We start from the raw sequence: 13013 nt of genomic DNA, 5'->3' as shown, positions 1-13013 counted from the left end.
TCGTTGGATTTCCTCCCCGAAAAGAAATGGAAGCGCTTTCATTTTAACGTCAGAATTGCAGAGCGCAAGTCCTGATGAAGAGCGATTATGCAGGTAAGGCGGGATAGAAAGGGAGGTGCCGAACAAAAAGCTTGCCGATCCCACAAATGAAAGCGTAAATCATTTCGCGGGAGATATTCATGTCGAGACAGTCAAATGGCGGCCAGATGGCCCATATTTCAGGCCCTGTGACGCTTGCAGATATTGCGAAGCTGGCGGGCGTATCGCCTGTTACCGTATCGAGAGCGATCAATACGCCGCACCTCGTCAAACCTCGCACGCTCGAGGCGATAGAACACGTTATCGCGAGGACCGGATATGTGCCGAACCTGTTGGCAGGTGGATTGGCATCGCGCCGCACGCGCCTGATCGCCGCCATCGTACCATCGGTATCGAGTACGATCTTTGCCGAGACCATCGAGGGGCTGAATGCGGAACTCGTTCCGGCGGGGTATCAACTCCTGCTGGGGCTTTCCGGCTATGATGCCAAGCGCGAGCTTGAACTGACGCGGGCCATTCTGGCGCGCAGGCCGGATGGCATCATCCTCACCGGCATCTCGCATCTGAAAGAGACGCGGGCAATGTTGACGGGTGCCGGTCTTCCAATCGTAGAAATATGGGATTCGACGCCCTCCCCGCTGGATGTGGCGGTTGGCTTTTCGCATTTTGATGCGGGCGCGCTGGTGGCGGAATATCTCTATAGCAAGGGATATGACCGTTACGCCCAGATCGGCGCAAACGACCCGCGCGCCAGTCAACGACGCAATGGATTTATCAGCCGTCTGAGCGGTAAGGCAGAGGTGGAAGTACCGACCACCGAGTTGAGTTCTCCGTCCACCTTCAAGGATGGCCGACAGGCGATGGCAGAGTTGCTGGATCGCAAGGGTGGCTCGCTGGCAGTGTTCTGCTCATCCGATGTGGTGGCGCATGGAGCCCTGACGGAAGCCAATTCCCGTGGCTGCAAACTGCCTGAGGATGTCGCCATCATCGGCTTTGGCGATTTCGATTTCGCCCCTTACACCTATCCTCCCCTCACCACCGTCCGCATCGACCGGCACCAGATCGGCACCCGTGCGGCACAAGCCCTTTTGAAAAGGCTAAATGGTGAAGAGGAACCGGAGGCGATGATCGACATGGGCTTTGCAATCGTTAACCGCGCAACGGCGTAGCCGACCTTACCGCGCTGATCGCTGCCGCACGAAATCGAACCCTAAGACGGCAGCACCCACGAGGCCGGGCTCTATGGTGCATTCGGCGCGCACAACGAGAGGGCGGGTGAAGCGGCGCAGGATGCGGGCACGCACGGCTTGGTCCAGAGCTTCGAGCAAGGCGGAAGAATTGGACAGGCCGCCGCCGACCGGGATGATGGTGGTGCCTGTGACATTGACTACCAACGCCAGCGGGCCGGACAACATGTCGATATAGATGTCTATGGTGCGGGTGGCATCCACTTCGCCAGCCTGCCAGCTTTCCAGAATTTCTTCTGCCGCCATGGCTTTGCCTGTCAGGTGCCGATGAAGCTTTTCCATGCCGCGGGCGCTGCAGATGGCGTCGAGGCAGCCATCCAGACCGCAACCGCAGGCAAAGCGCGGCAGGTCCACGGGTGGATTTCCGGCGCGCGTGGCGGCGACGGGGGCGTGGCCCCATTCTCCGGCAAAGCCACCGCCACTGTTGATAAGCTTGCCATCGATAACCAGAGCGCCACCGACGCCGGTGCCGAGAATGGCGCTGAAGACCACGCGGTGGCCGCGACCAGCGCCGACCCCGTATTCCGCCAAAGCGCAGCAATCGGCATCATTGGCGATGAGGACAGGCAGGCCGAGTGCCGCTTCCAGATCCGCCTTCAGCGGCCTTTGGTGGGCGCAGGGAATGTTGGCGATGAAGGATTTGCCTGTGTCGGGATCGATGATGCCGGTAATGGACAGCGCCACGCATTCGGGTGTGCCGTCGATCTCGGCAATCGCGGATTTCAACACCGAGACGAAGGCATTGAAATCATGGATCGGCGTTTGTTGCCGCGCGAGCGGCCGCACATCATCCGCGGCATAGGCCGCAGCACCCTTGATGGCGGTTCCGCCAATATCGAAACAGACGATCAATCCAACACTCCCGGAATCAACCGGGGTCTTATGCCAGATAACGCTCCGCAAGTCTTGCCCACATGGCAGCGCCAACGGTGAGGCTGGCATCGGCAAAATCATATTTCGCGCTGTGCAGGATGGCGGAGTTCATGCCGTTTCCAAGCCGCAGGAAACTGCCGGGCTTATGCTCCAGAAAACACGCAAAATCCTCGCTGCCGGGAATGAGATGGCAGGTGGATACCTTGTCCGTTCCGATCAACTCTTCAGCCACGGTACGGGCAAAGGCGGTTTCTTCTTCCGAGTTGACGACAACAGGATAGCCGCGCTCATAATCGATTTCGACAGATGCGCCGAAGCCTTCCACCACGGAATTGGTCAGCTTGGTGATCCGTTCCTGCAACAGATCGCGGATGCGCGGATCGAAAGAGCGGATGCTGAGCGCCAGCTTGGCGGACTCAGGAATGACGTTGACGGCTTCGCCCGCATGAATGGTGCCGACGGTCACGACTGCCGTCTGCGTGGGGTCGATGTTGCGCGCGACAACGGTTTGCAGGGCGACGACCAGATTGCAGGCAACCACGACAGGATCGATGGTGAGGTGCGGACGCGAGGCATGGCCGCCCTTACCCTTGATGGTGATCTTGGCCGTGTCCGAAGACGCCATCATCGGGCCGGAGCGCAGCAGAAGTGTGCCTTCCGGTGCGCCGGGATGGTTGTGAAGGCCGAAAATGGCATCGATGGGGAAACGCTCGAACAGGCCGTCATCGATCATCTTCTGCGCGCCGCTCGGCTTTCCGCCTTCTTCCGCAGGCTGGAAAATGAGCGTGACGGTGCCGTTGAAACGGCGTGTCTTTGCGAGATGCTGGGCCGCGCCCAACAGCACGGTGGTGTGGCCATCGTGGCCGCAGGCATGCATCTTGCCCGGCACTTTGCTGGCATAGGGCGCGCCGGTTTCTTCCAGAATGGGCAGCGCATCCATATCAGCGCGAATGCCGATGCTTTTCTTGCTTTCGCCCACCGTCATGCGGGCTACGACACCATGGCCGCCGACATTGCGCGTGACCTCATAGCCCCAGCTTTCCAGCTTTTCGGCAACGAAACGCGACGTTTCCGTTTCCTCGAAGGACAGTTCCGGGTTGGCGTGGAGATGCTGCCGGGTCTCGATGAGTTCGGCTTCCATGTCCTTGAAATCGGATACGCGGGTATAGGCATTGTCGAGCGCGGTCATGACGGTCTCCAGTCCGGATGCAATGGTGCAAGGCGCGTTGAAAAACGCACTGCAAAGAGAAACGGCGACGCCTCGGAGTGCCGGGGCGTCGCATCAATCGATCACAGGAAGCGCGACAGAAAGGCCTGCGTGCGCGGATGCTGGGGATTGCCGATAACGTCTTCCGGCTTGCCCATTTCCACGATATGGCCGCCATCCATGAAGACGACGCGGTCTGCCGCTTCCTTGGCAAAGCCGATTTCGTGGGTGACGACGATCATCGTCAGGCCCTGACGCGCCAGATCGCGCATCGTGGCCAGCACTTCGCCCACCAGTTCCGGGTCGAGTGCAGAGGTTGGCTCATCGAACAGCATGAGCTTTGGCTTGATGGCCAATGCGCGGGCGATGGCCACACGCTGTTGCTGGCCGCCGGAAAGCTGGCGCGGGTAATTATCCGCCTTGTCCGACAGGCCAACCTTTTGCAAAAGCTCACGCGCATAGGCCGTGGCCTGCGCCTTGCTTTCACCATGCACGCCGACGGGGGCTTCGATGACGTTCTGCAACGCCGTCATATGCGGGTAGAGGTTGAACTGCTGGAACACCATGCCGATGTTGCGGCGCTGTGCGGCAATGGCATTGCCGGAGAGTTTTTCCAGCTTGTTGTTGCGGAAGCGATATCCGATCTGTTCGCCCGCCACTTCGATGGAGCCGCGATTGATCGATTCCAGATGGTTGATGCAGCGCAGGAAGGTGGACTTGCCCGAACCGGACGGGCCCAGAATGACCACGACTTCCCCCGGAAACACATCGAGATCGATGCCTTTCAGCACTTCCAGCTGATCGAAGGACTTGTGGACATTGCGGGCGCGCACCAGCGGCTGCTTTTGGCTGTCTGCAGTGGTCAATGGCTTGCCTCCTGCTGAGCGGCGGGCGTAGGCGCGGCAGCGGTGCGGCGTTCGCCCTTGCTGTAATAACGCTCGATATAGCCCTGGCCGATGTTGAGAACGGAGGTGATGAGCAGATACCAGATGACCGCAACCATCAACATCGGCACGATTTCGAAGGTGCGGTTATAGATGGACTGCACGGAGTAGAGCAGGTCCGCCATGGCGATGACGCTGACCAGCGAGGTGGCCTTGATCATGCTGATGAGCTGGTTGCCGGTGGGCGGCACGATGGAGCGCATGGCCTGCGGAATGATGATGCGCCACAGGGCGCGCGCGCGGGTCATACCGAAGGCTTCCGCCGTTTCGGCCTGGCCCCGGTCGACCGACAGAAGGCCGCCACGAATGATTTCCGCCATATAGGCCGCTTCGTTGAGCGCCAGCCCGACGATGGCCGCCGTCATGGGTGTGATGACCGAGTTGGTATCCCAGCTGATCAGGGTTGGACCGAATGGGATGGACAGGGAGATTTCCGGAAACAGCGTGGAGAGATTGTACCAGAAGATCAGCTGGACGAGCAGCGGCGTGCCGCGGAAGAACCAGATGAACAGGCCCGACAGCGAGCTTGCCAGCACATCCTGCGACATGCGCGCCACGGCCAGCAAAAGCCCCATGACAACGCCGATCAGCATGGCAACGACGGTGAGGCCGAGGCTGACGGACAGGCCCTGCATGACGGTCTTGTCGAAGAAATATTGCGCGACGACCGGCCAGCCGAAATTTTCGTTTTTGGCGACGATCCAGGCAAAGTTGGCTGCGATCAGCACCGTGACGAGCCAGAGCGTGACGCGCCCGGTTTGAAATGGACGATGGGCATTTGCCACATCGCGCGGGTCCGCACCGCCCGAAGGCGATGCGAGTTCTGCGTTGGCCGCACTCATTTCTTTTCAACTCCAACGAGGTTGATGCCGGGTGTCTTGATGGTGTTGTTCTCAAGGCCCCACTTCTTCATGATGATGCCGTAGGTGCCGTTATCGATGAGGACCTTAACCGCATCGCGCAGGATTTCGCCAAGGGGCGAGCCCTTTGGCACGACAGCGCCCTGGAACAGGTCTTCAAAACCGTTCTTTTCGCCAACGCCCGTCAGTTCCAGCTGACCATTGGCCTGCGAAACGAAATAGGTCAAAGGTGCCTGCGAGGAGAAGAAGGCATCGGCGCGCTTGGAGCGGACGGCCAGAATGGAGCTTGGCTGGTCCGTGTAGGACTGAACTTCGAGCGGCGACTTGCCATCCGCAGTGCATTTTTCGGCTTGAGTCTTGATGACCTTTTCAGCCGAGCCGCCAGCCATGACGGCGATGCGGGTGCCGCAGGCCGAATCCAGCGAAACGATGCCCTTTGGATTGCCCTTCTGCACGGCAAAGACCACGAATTCCTGCACCCAGTCTACGAAGTCGTTGGCTTCCTGACGGGTTTTGAAATCACCGACGGGGCCGAAAGCGAACTGGTAGCGACCGGAATTGACGCCCGACAGCAAGGCGGGAAGACCGCCAACGGTTGCGTGTTCGATCTTCACGCCGAGCAGCTGGCCGAGCGCATCAGTGAGATCTGCGCTGGCGCCGGTCATTTCCGTGCCGGTGACGATTTCATAGGGAGGAAAGGAGCCGTTGTTGACGGAGATCATCTTGCCTTCGGTGCGGATTTTCTCCGGCAGGCGGGCATTCAGTTCCTTGTTGATGGTCTGTTGCGGAATGGCTGCATCCTGCGCCAGTGCTGGTGCAGCCAGCAAGAGGCCGAGAAGAGCGACGGAAGTGGTCAATTTCGAGTACATGGCATTCCCCTTTTTTGATTGGCTCGGAAACTGTGTCTTGTCTGAAGTCTTACATCAGCGGCCAGCGGCGTGTTTTGGAAACAGGTCGGCAGGCGAAAGAAGGCGCGGCAGGATTTTCTGCTCATGAAGTTCCATCGCAAAGTCGGCGATCATCTTCTCATTGGCCTCAAATCCATTAACGTTCCACGCGGGAGAAAGATCGGCAGCGCAGCGGCGCAATTCATCGATCATCCACGGTGTGGTATCGGCATATTTCTCGCGTTTTTCCAGCCACATGCGCTGCGATGCGTCGAGAAGATCGCTCAGCTCGTCCATGATCCACGGATGTTCGCGCACGATTTCCGCCTTGAAGCCGATGAGATGCATGCCCGGCACGTAGCCGACATCGTTGAAATAATCGACTTCGGCAGAGCGGTAGTCATCCAGCACCTGACGCAGCAGGGAATCCTTGTCGAAAAAGCCTTTCGGCATGAAGGGCGTGAAGACGGCATCCAGACCGCCATCCAGAAGCAAATCGACCATGGGGCGTTCGCCGGGAGCCGCTTCGATGCGTCCGGGACGACCGAAGCCATCCAGACGATCCGTGATCGGATGGGCGTCCGTCAGGCGGCCCGCATACCACATGGCATCTTCCACGCCCACGCCTTCGCGGCGCAGGGCGGCGCGCGTCCAGGTATTGCCGGAATCCCGCCAGCCGGTGACGCCGATCTTCTTGCCGCCCAGATCGGACAAGTGGCGGATGGAGCTGGCCTTGCTGGTGATGATGCAACGATGGCGAAAGCCGCGCATGATGAAGTTGGGCACGCCGACGACGGTCTCATCACCATCATGGCGCAGCTGTGCGTAACGGCTAAACGACATTTCCGCCGCATCATAGGCGGGATCGGTCGCGACATTGGAAATGAGCGTGCCGACGCGGTCTACCTGAATGTTGAGGCGGGGCGAGGATACGTCTCCGAGGACCAGCGGGGTCATATAGTCCCAGTCACGGAGAGCGAGGCGAAGCGTTACGGTCATGCGGAATGCTCACAAAAAAATCTCGATAAGAAAAAGTTAAATGTTCAAATTACAAAGATCAAATGTTATTACGTTATTGAACATTTAAAAAGGCAAATTAATGGGCAATCTCTACACGGCACAGTGGCTTGCCGAAAAAATAGCCGATCGCAGCATTCGCGGGATTGCGCTGGAAACAAGCGCCCTGATCCGCGCCGGTGTCCTACCTGTCGGGACACGTCTGCCCTCTATCCGCGATCTGGCTTATGAGCTTGGTATCAGCCCGGCAACGCTGTCCGAAGCCTGGGCCGATCTGCGCCGCCACAAGATCATTACCGGGCGTGGCAGGAACGGAACATGGGTCAGCGGCGACCGCTTCATTGCCAAGCCGGAGCGCTTTGCCAGCGCCGGCAATTACGGACCCAATGCGCTGGACCTGACCATGGCCGTGCCGGACCCGTCACTGCTGCCGCCGCTGGAAGAGGCGCTCGCCCATGCCGCGACGGTGGACAAGCTGAACAATTACGAGCGCACCCGCATTATTCCCGAGCTTTATGATGCCGCGCTTCAGAGATGGCCCTATGAGCCGGAGGCCTTTCTGGTGACCAATGGTGGCTACAATGCCGTTTACACCGCAATCCGCGCGCTCGTCTCCCCGGGCTCTGCCGTTGCCATCGAAAGCCCGACCGCCATGCGGCTTCTCGATATTCTCGAGGATTTCGGGGTGAAGATCATTCCTGTTCTGTGCGATGAAGAGGGACCGACGCCACAATCCCTTCACGCCGCACTGAAGGACCGCCCGGCGGCCTTCGTGTTCCAGCCGCGCCTGCATTCCGTGACCGGCCAGACCGTGAGCCCTGCGCGGCTGGCGGAACTGGGTGATATTCTCGATGGTAGCGATACGCTGATCATCGAAGACGATGGCATGGGCGATATCTCGGCTGCGCCATCGCATTCGCTGGGCGGACGCTTTCCAGACCGAACGATCCACATTCTGTCCTATTCGAAAACACTGGGGCCGGATTTGCGGCTTGCGGTACTGTCGAGTTCGGCGCCCATTGTCGAGCAAATCCAGTCCTACCGCGCCTTCAGTGCCGGATGGACCAGCCGCCTGCTTCAGGGTGCGACCGCATGGCTGCTGCGCAACCCGCACAGCTGGGAGATCGTGAAACAGGCGCGCGAAACCTATCAGAACCGCCGCAACGGTCTGGCCCATGCGCTTCAACAGCGCGGTGTCATGTCCAATCCCGGCAGCGGTCTCTGTCTATGGCTGCCGGTTGCAGCCGAGCCGTTCGCCATGGTCACCCTTGCTGCCCGCAACATTGCCATCAATCCCGGCCGAAAATTTTCGCTGCTGCCGGGAGATTACATCCGCATTGCCACCTCGACGCTGACCGAAGACAAATGGGAGAGCGTTGCCGATGCCGTCGCTCTAGCCAGTTCGGTGTGACCTTGCAGGGAACCAGCAGCCCCCAATGCAGTTCCCTGTTCACGACACATGACAGTAAGATCGGAAAAGCGTGGACGCACTGGGGACGATTGAGGAAATCTGGCGCTATCCCGTCAGTTCGCTTGGTGGCGAGAGGCTGACATCGGTGGAATTGGGGGCAGACGGCATTGCCGGGGACCGAAGCTGGTGCGTGGTGGATGCGACAACCGGCCAACCGGCGGCCCCTGAAAAAGAAGAGCGCTGGCGGGCCGCCGTTTTTCTACAATCGAGACTGACTGATAATACGCCCGATATCGGTTTTCCCGATGGCACATGGCTTTCGGTTCTGGACGAGGGCCTCTGCTCAAAGTTATCGGATCATTTCGGGTTCGATGTAGCGGCTTGGCCTTACGCAAAGGCTGGCGCGGAGTTGTCCGATACTCGCGCCGTCGCCGTCAATCGTTACGAGCCAAGCCCGCTTCACCTCATCACCACCAGTGCGCTGGATCACCTCTCAGCCCTGATCGGCACCGAAAAGGTCCAAAGCAAGCGCTTTCGTCCCAACATAGTGGTTCGAACGACTGGCGAAGCGGATTTTCGGGAAAAAGCGTGGCTTGGGAAGCGTCTACAATTGGGATCGAGCGTGATCCACATTGGCGAAGAAACCAAAAGATGCGGGCTGACGCTGATTGCGCAGCCTGACGTCAGCGAGAACCCTGAAATTCTGCGATCCATCCTGCGGCAGAACCGCAGGAATTTCGGCGTCTATGCCTCCATCGAAACGATCGGCACGATATCCACAGGAGATCGTGCCGATCTGATCGACGCCTGATCAGGCCGCCGACAGTTCCAGCTTTGCATTTGTTTCCAGAATGGCCTGCGACACGACCATGCCGATGTCGCGGGCGCTGGTAATGCCCTGCACGAAGGGCAGCTTGTGCAGCAGGAACGCGATGGAGCCGCAATAGAGCCGGTTGGTGAGATTGTCCTGAAAGATCGGCCGGAACTTCTCATCCAGATCGACCCCACCGGTGCGGACCATCTGATCCTCATTGCCCACCAGTGACGAGACGGCACTGGTCGTTGCCTTACGCATCACACCCTGTTCTTTCAGGGTCGGGAAAGGAATGTCCCGGGCAGACAAAGTGTGCTGGCCGGTGGCATCGACGAAGGCATCGAACTCCAGAGCCTGGCCCTGAGCGCGAACGACAGCGCCGTGGCTCACACCTTCATTATCGATCTTGCCATCATTGCCCAGCGCCATGATATCCAGCTTGCCCGCACGATAAAGCGCCAGCAGACGCTGGATGGAGGCGTGCGGAACGGTGGCATAATCATCCACGAAGACGGTCTTGAAGTGCGCGTGGAACCGCTTCAAATCCTTTTCATCCAGATGCGGGATCGCAAGGGCGATGACCTCGTGCATCCGCAAGATGGCGTAGCGCCACTCGACCGTGTAATGGCGCTTTTTGTTGGCTTCGGCTTCGGCCAGATTGCGCGCGGCCCAGACGAAAGGTGGCGTCGTTTCGCGGTCATGGAAATAGGCCTTGGAGATGGTTTCCACATCCAGCATCGACAGGCCGATGCGTGAGGCATATTCCGGATCGCAGAACAAAAGCTCGGCCTTGAACAGCTCGAAGACAGCATCCAGCAGGTCATGACGCCGGGTGGAAATCAGGTTTTCAATGGCGGCTTCGGTGCAGAACTGCAGCGGGCGATAGGGGATTTCGCAATAGAAATCCGCTTCCGGCAAAACGCCCTTTCGCGACATCATGGTGACGTGCAGGCCTTCTGTTTCGGGCATTGAATGATATTGCAGCACACCTTGTTCATCCAGAAGAAAGGTGCCGTGCGCCGTGGCGACCGTAATCAGCGCGTCGATGCCGCTGAGCGACGTGCCGAGAATACCGACCTTGCAGGGTTCGATCTTCTTCAGCGCGGGTGCTGGCCATGGCGACATGAAATAGCCCGGCTTGACCTCGGTCGTCTCGGGAAAATCATGGCCGGTTGCCATGACCACATGGTCGAAAGCGAACTCTTCGGTCACATCTTCCGGTGCCGTGACGCTCAACCGGATGTCCTTCGTCCGTAGCTCGATATCGGCAACGCGATGGGATGCCTTCACTTCGATGGTATGGCCATTGGCCTTGCCGATGTTGAGAAGCTGCACGAATTGCGCATGCAGGAATTCGCCCAGCACGACGCGCGGGTAGAATTCCCGATCCGCAATCAAATCCCGCACAATGCCGAACCGCTGCAAATCCTCATCCGGTTGGCGGCGCAGCCATTCGTTCAAGGTTTCGCAGATCGGCGGAAGCTCGATGCTGGCGATGTTGGACAGCATGGCCCGGTCGTTGAGGTCTGGATGATAGGGCGTGCCTTTTCCGGGGTCGGCTTCACTTTCAAAAACGGTGATGGACAGTGGCTCGGATTTTCCGACCAGACCCTTCAACGTGTAGATTCCCGTTGGGCCCGACCCAATGATGGCAATTTTCGATGTCATAAGTAGAATGAACCCCGTAAGCAACGCCGGATGACGCACCTTACAAACCAAGAGCAGGCTTCGAAGTTCCCTTGAAGGGTCACGCTGACATTAGAAGATTATGATGTAATTGCGCCTGCGTTAAATCCTTCAAAATTTTGAACATAGGGCGGTCATCTTCGTTTCTCTTCCCATGGAAACAGCGCACGACACTCTTCTCTCCTCCCTGCCCCACGGATTCCGCGCCGTGGTGATCGGCGCAAGTGGCGGCATAGGATCTGCCCTGTGCCAGCGCCTGCGTGAAGAACCTAACATGGGCGAGATCATCCCCTTGTCTCGCAGCGGCAACAAGCTTGATCTTGCCGATGAAGCGAGCATCGCCGCAGCGGCACAATCGCTTGACGGTGAGCCGATCCACCTGCTGATCTGCGCCACGGGCATTCTCGGCACCGATGGCCATGCACCGGAAAAGGCTCTGCGCCAGATCGACCCCGACCGAATGATGCGGCAATTTGCGATCAATGCCGTTGGCCCCGCACTGGTGGCGAAACATTTTCTGCCCTTGCTGGACCGCAAACAACGCTCCATCGCCGCGTTTTTATCGGCTCGCGTCGGCTCCATTGGCGATAACCGTCTGGGCGGATGGATTTCCTACCGGGCAGCCAAGGCAGCCCTCAACCAGATCGTCCGCACCGCATCGATAGAATATGCGAGAACGCATCCCGAAGCCGTGCTGGCGGCCATTCACCCCGGCACAGTCAGAACCAAACTGTCGGAGCCCTTTGCCGCGGGCCACAAGACCGTGGCACCGGACGAAGCCGCGCGTTCGATATTGCAGGCTTTGAATGGGCTGACGTCGGATCGAAGCGGATCGTTCATCGCCTATGATGGCAGCACCATTGTCTGGTAGCTTGCCGCGCGACGCTGGAACGGGTGTATAGTCTCCCACATGGGCATCAGAAGTCTGAGATCGATGGGGTTGATCGCATCACGCATGGTGATGTGTCTGCTGGCAGTTTCGCCGCCGCAGGCTGTTTTTGCACTTGAGCAAGAGAAGAATCCTCCCTGCCTTTATGAGCGGTCGGACGGTAGGGATGCGATCTGCATCAGCCGCAAAACCTTCAATGCCGATCTGTGCCGTACCATCGAGCATTTCGCGAGAGCACATGAGGTGCCGCCTGCCTTCTTTGCGCGGTTGATCTGGCGAGAGAGCCTGTTTCGCGCCGAAGCCGTGAGCGACAAAGGGGCGGAAGGCATTGCGCAGTTCATGCCCGGTACGGCGCGGAGCCGGGGGCTGCGCAACAGCTTTGATGTCATCGACGCGCTGGAGGCATCCGCTTCCTATCTGAAAGAGCTTGAAACCCGTTTCGGCAATTTCGGATTTGCCGCCGCTGCCTACAATGCAGGGGAAAACGGGCTGGCGCGCTTTCTCTCCGAGGGACGGTTGCCGATTGAAACCCGTGACTATGTCTTTGCCATTACCGGCCAGACCGCCGAAACCTGGCGCGATGCACCACCAAAGATCGTCGCGCCGGAACTCGACACGGCCCTGCCCTTCCAGAAAGCCTGCGTGGTTCTTGCCGAAACGCGGCGCATGCAGGAACCTGTCTTCGCCGGGTCTGCGGATTGGGCACCATGGGGCGTGCAGCTTGCCGCCCACTATCGCCCCTCGGTGGTCGAGCAATTGTTTACCCGCGCCGTCCTGCGCCTGCCCGCGCCTCTCAATGACGAGCGCGCCCTGATCGTGCGGCAGCGCGGCGGCAATTTCGGCAACCGCCCGCGTTATGCGGCAAGGCTGGGGCGTGAAACACGCGCAGAAGCCAACCGTCTGTGCGAGCAAATTCGCGCTGCCAATGTTCCCTGCACGGTGTTTCGAAACCGCTGAGGCTCCGAGTGAGCGCTCGCTGACCAACCTCCGCTCCCGGCAATTTATTCGGCTATTGGGATACATTTTGAGCTTTGTTCGCAGGCCTAACGGCACTGTGATCAATTGGTTGATGGGCCAAGTGTTCGAAGGTGGAACCAACATGCGGTTGGGCGGTTCGCTGTGCATGACATGCATGAGGT

At 59.0% G+C, this 13013-nt stretch carries 12 protein-coding genes; 5 read left to right on the top strand and 7 right to left on the bottom strand.

All coding sequences use genetic code 11. The annotated features are described in order from the left end of the window. Positions 1-179 precede the first annotated feature (179 nt). Positions 180-1208, top strand: a complete 1029-nt coding sequence (locus ABUK73_RS10690) for a LacI family DNA-binding transcriptional regulator (RefSeq protein ID WP_353577260.1) — start codon at positions 180-182, stop codon at positions 1206-1208. A gap of 6 nt (positions 1209-1214) precedes the next feature. On the opposite strand, the gene ABUK73_RS10685 is transcribed toward ABUK73_RS10690, so the two are convergent. From ABUK73_RS10685 to ABUK73_RS10660, 6 genes are all read right to left on the bottom strand, one after another. Further along, positions 1215-2138, bottom strand: a complete 924-nt coding sequence (locus tag ABUK73_RS10685; protein ID WP_353577259.1) for an ROK family protein — start codon at positions 2136-2138, stop codon at positions 1215-1217. Positions 2139-2166: 28 nt separating this feature from the next. After that, positions 2167-3348, bottom strand: coding sequence for a M20 aminoacylase family protein (locus ABUK73_RS10680; protein ID WP_353577258.1), 1182 nt, complete (start codon positions 3346-3348; stop codon positions 2167-2169). Positions 3349-3449: 101 nt separating this feature from the next. After that, positions 3450-4232 carry an amino acid ABC transporter ATP-binding protein gene (locus ABUK73_RS10675; protein WP_353577257.1) on the bottom strand — a complete coding sequence of 261 codons (783 nt, stop codon included), beginning with the start codon at positions 4230-4232 and terminating at the stop codon, positions 3450-3452. Further along, positions 4229-5152, bottom strand: coding sequence for an amino acid ABC transporter permease (locus ABUK73_RS10670; protein ID WP_113086782.1), 924 nt, complete (start codon positions 5150-5152; stop codon positions 4229-4231). The genes ABUK73_RS10675 and ABUK73_RS10670 overlap by 4 nt, the downstream gene beginning before the upstream one ends. Next, entirely contained in the window at positions 5149-6039 is an 891-nt protein-coding gene (locus tag ABUK73_RS10665) for an ABC transporter substrate-binding protein (protein ID WP_353577256.1), read from the bottom strand. The genes ABUK73_RS10670 and ABUK73_RS10665 overlap by 4 nt, the downstream gene beginning before the upstream one ends. Positions 6040-6093: 54 nt before the next feature. Next, a complete protein-coding gene (locus ABUK73_RS10660; protein ID WP_353577255.1) occupies positions 6094-7056 on the bottom strand; it encodes a substrate-binding domain-containing protein in 963 nt (320 codons plus the stop codon). Between the two features lie 100 nt (positions 7057-7156). Between ABUK73_RS10660 and ABUK73_RS10655 the strand changes: the two genes are divergently transcribed. Continuing rightward, positions 7157-8485 (top strand): aminotransferase-like domain-containing protein, encoded by a 1329-nt coding sequence (locus ABUK73_RS10655; protein ID WP_353577254.1) that lies wholly within the window; start codon positions 7157-7159, stop codon positions 8483-8485. 70 nt (positions 8486-8555) lie between these two features. Continuing rightward, on the top strand, positions 8556-9296 hold the full coding sequence (locus ABUK73_RS10650; protein WP_353577253.1) for an MOSC domain-containing protein: 741 nt from the start codon (positions 8556-8558) through the stop codon (positions 9294-9296). Here the strand turns inward: ABUK73_RS10650 and ABUK73_RS10645 are convergent, their stop codons facing one another. Continuing rightward, the gene (locus tag ABUK73_RS10645) at positions 9297-10967 is read right to left on the bottom strand and encodes an FAD/NAD(P)-binding protein (RefSeq protein WP_353577252.1); all 1671 of its coding nucleotides are present in this window, start codon (positions 10965-10967) and stop codon (positions 9297-9299) included. Positions 10968-11139: 172 nt separating this feature from the next. Between ABUK73_RS10645 and ABUK73_RS10640 the strand changes: the two genes are divergently transcribed. After that, complete coding sequence (locus ABUK73_RS10640; protein WP_353577251.1) at positions 11140-11856, top strand: SDR family NAD(P)-dependent oxidoreductase; 717 nt, start codon at positions 11140-11142, stop codon at positions 11854-11856. A gap of 63 nt (positions 11857-11919) precedes the next feature. Continuing rightward, on the top strand, positions 11920-12831 hold the full coding sequence (locus ABUK73_RS10635; protein ID WP_353577250.1) for a transglycosylase SLT domain-containing protein: 912 nt from the start codon (positions 11920-11922) through the stop codon (positions 12829-12831). Positions 12832-13013 lie beyond the last annotated feature (182 nt).

This window comes from Agrobacterium vacciniicorymbosi, assembly GCF_040427045.1.
In the GTDB taxonomy this organism is placed as follows: Bacteria; Pseudomonadota; Alphaproteobacteria; order Rhizobiales; family Rhizobiaceae; genus Agrobacterium.
This window is presented reverse-complemented; position numbering and strand designations above follow the sequence as displayed.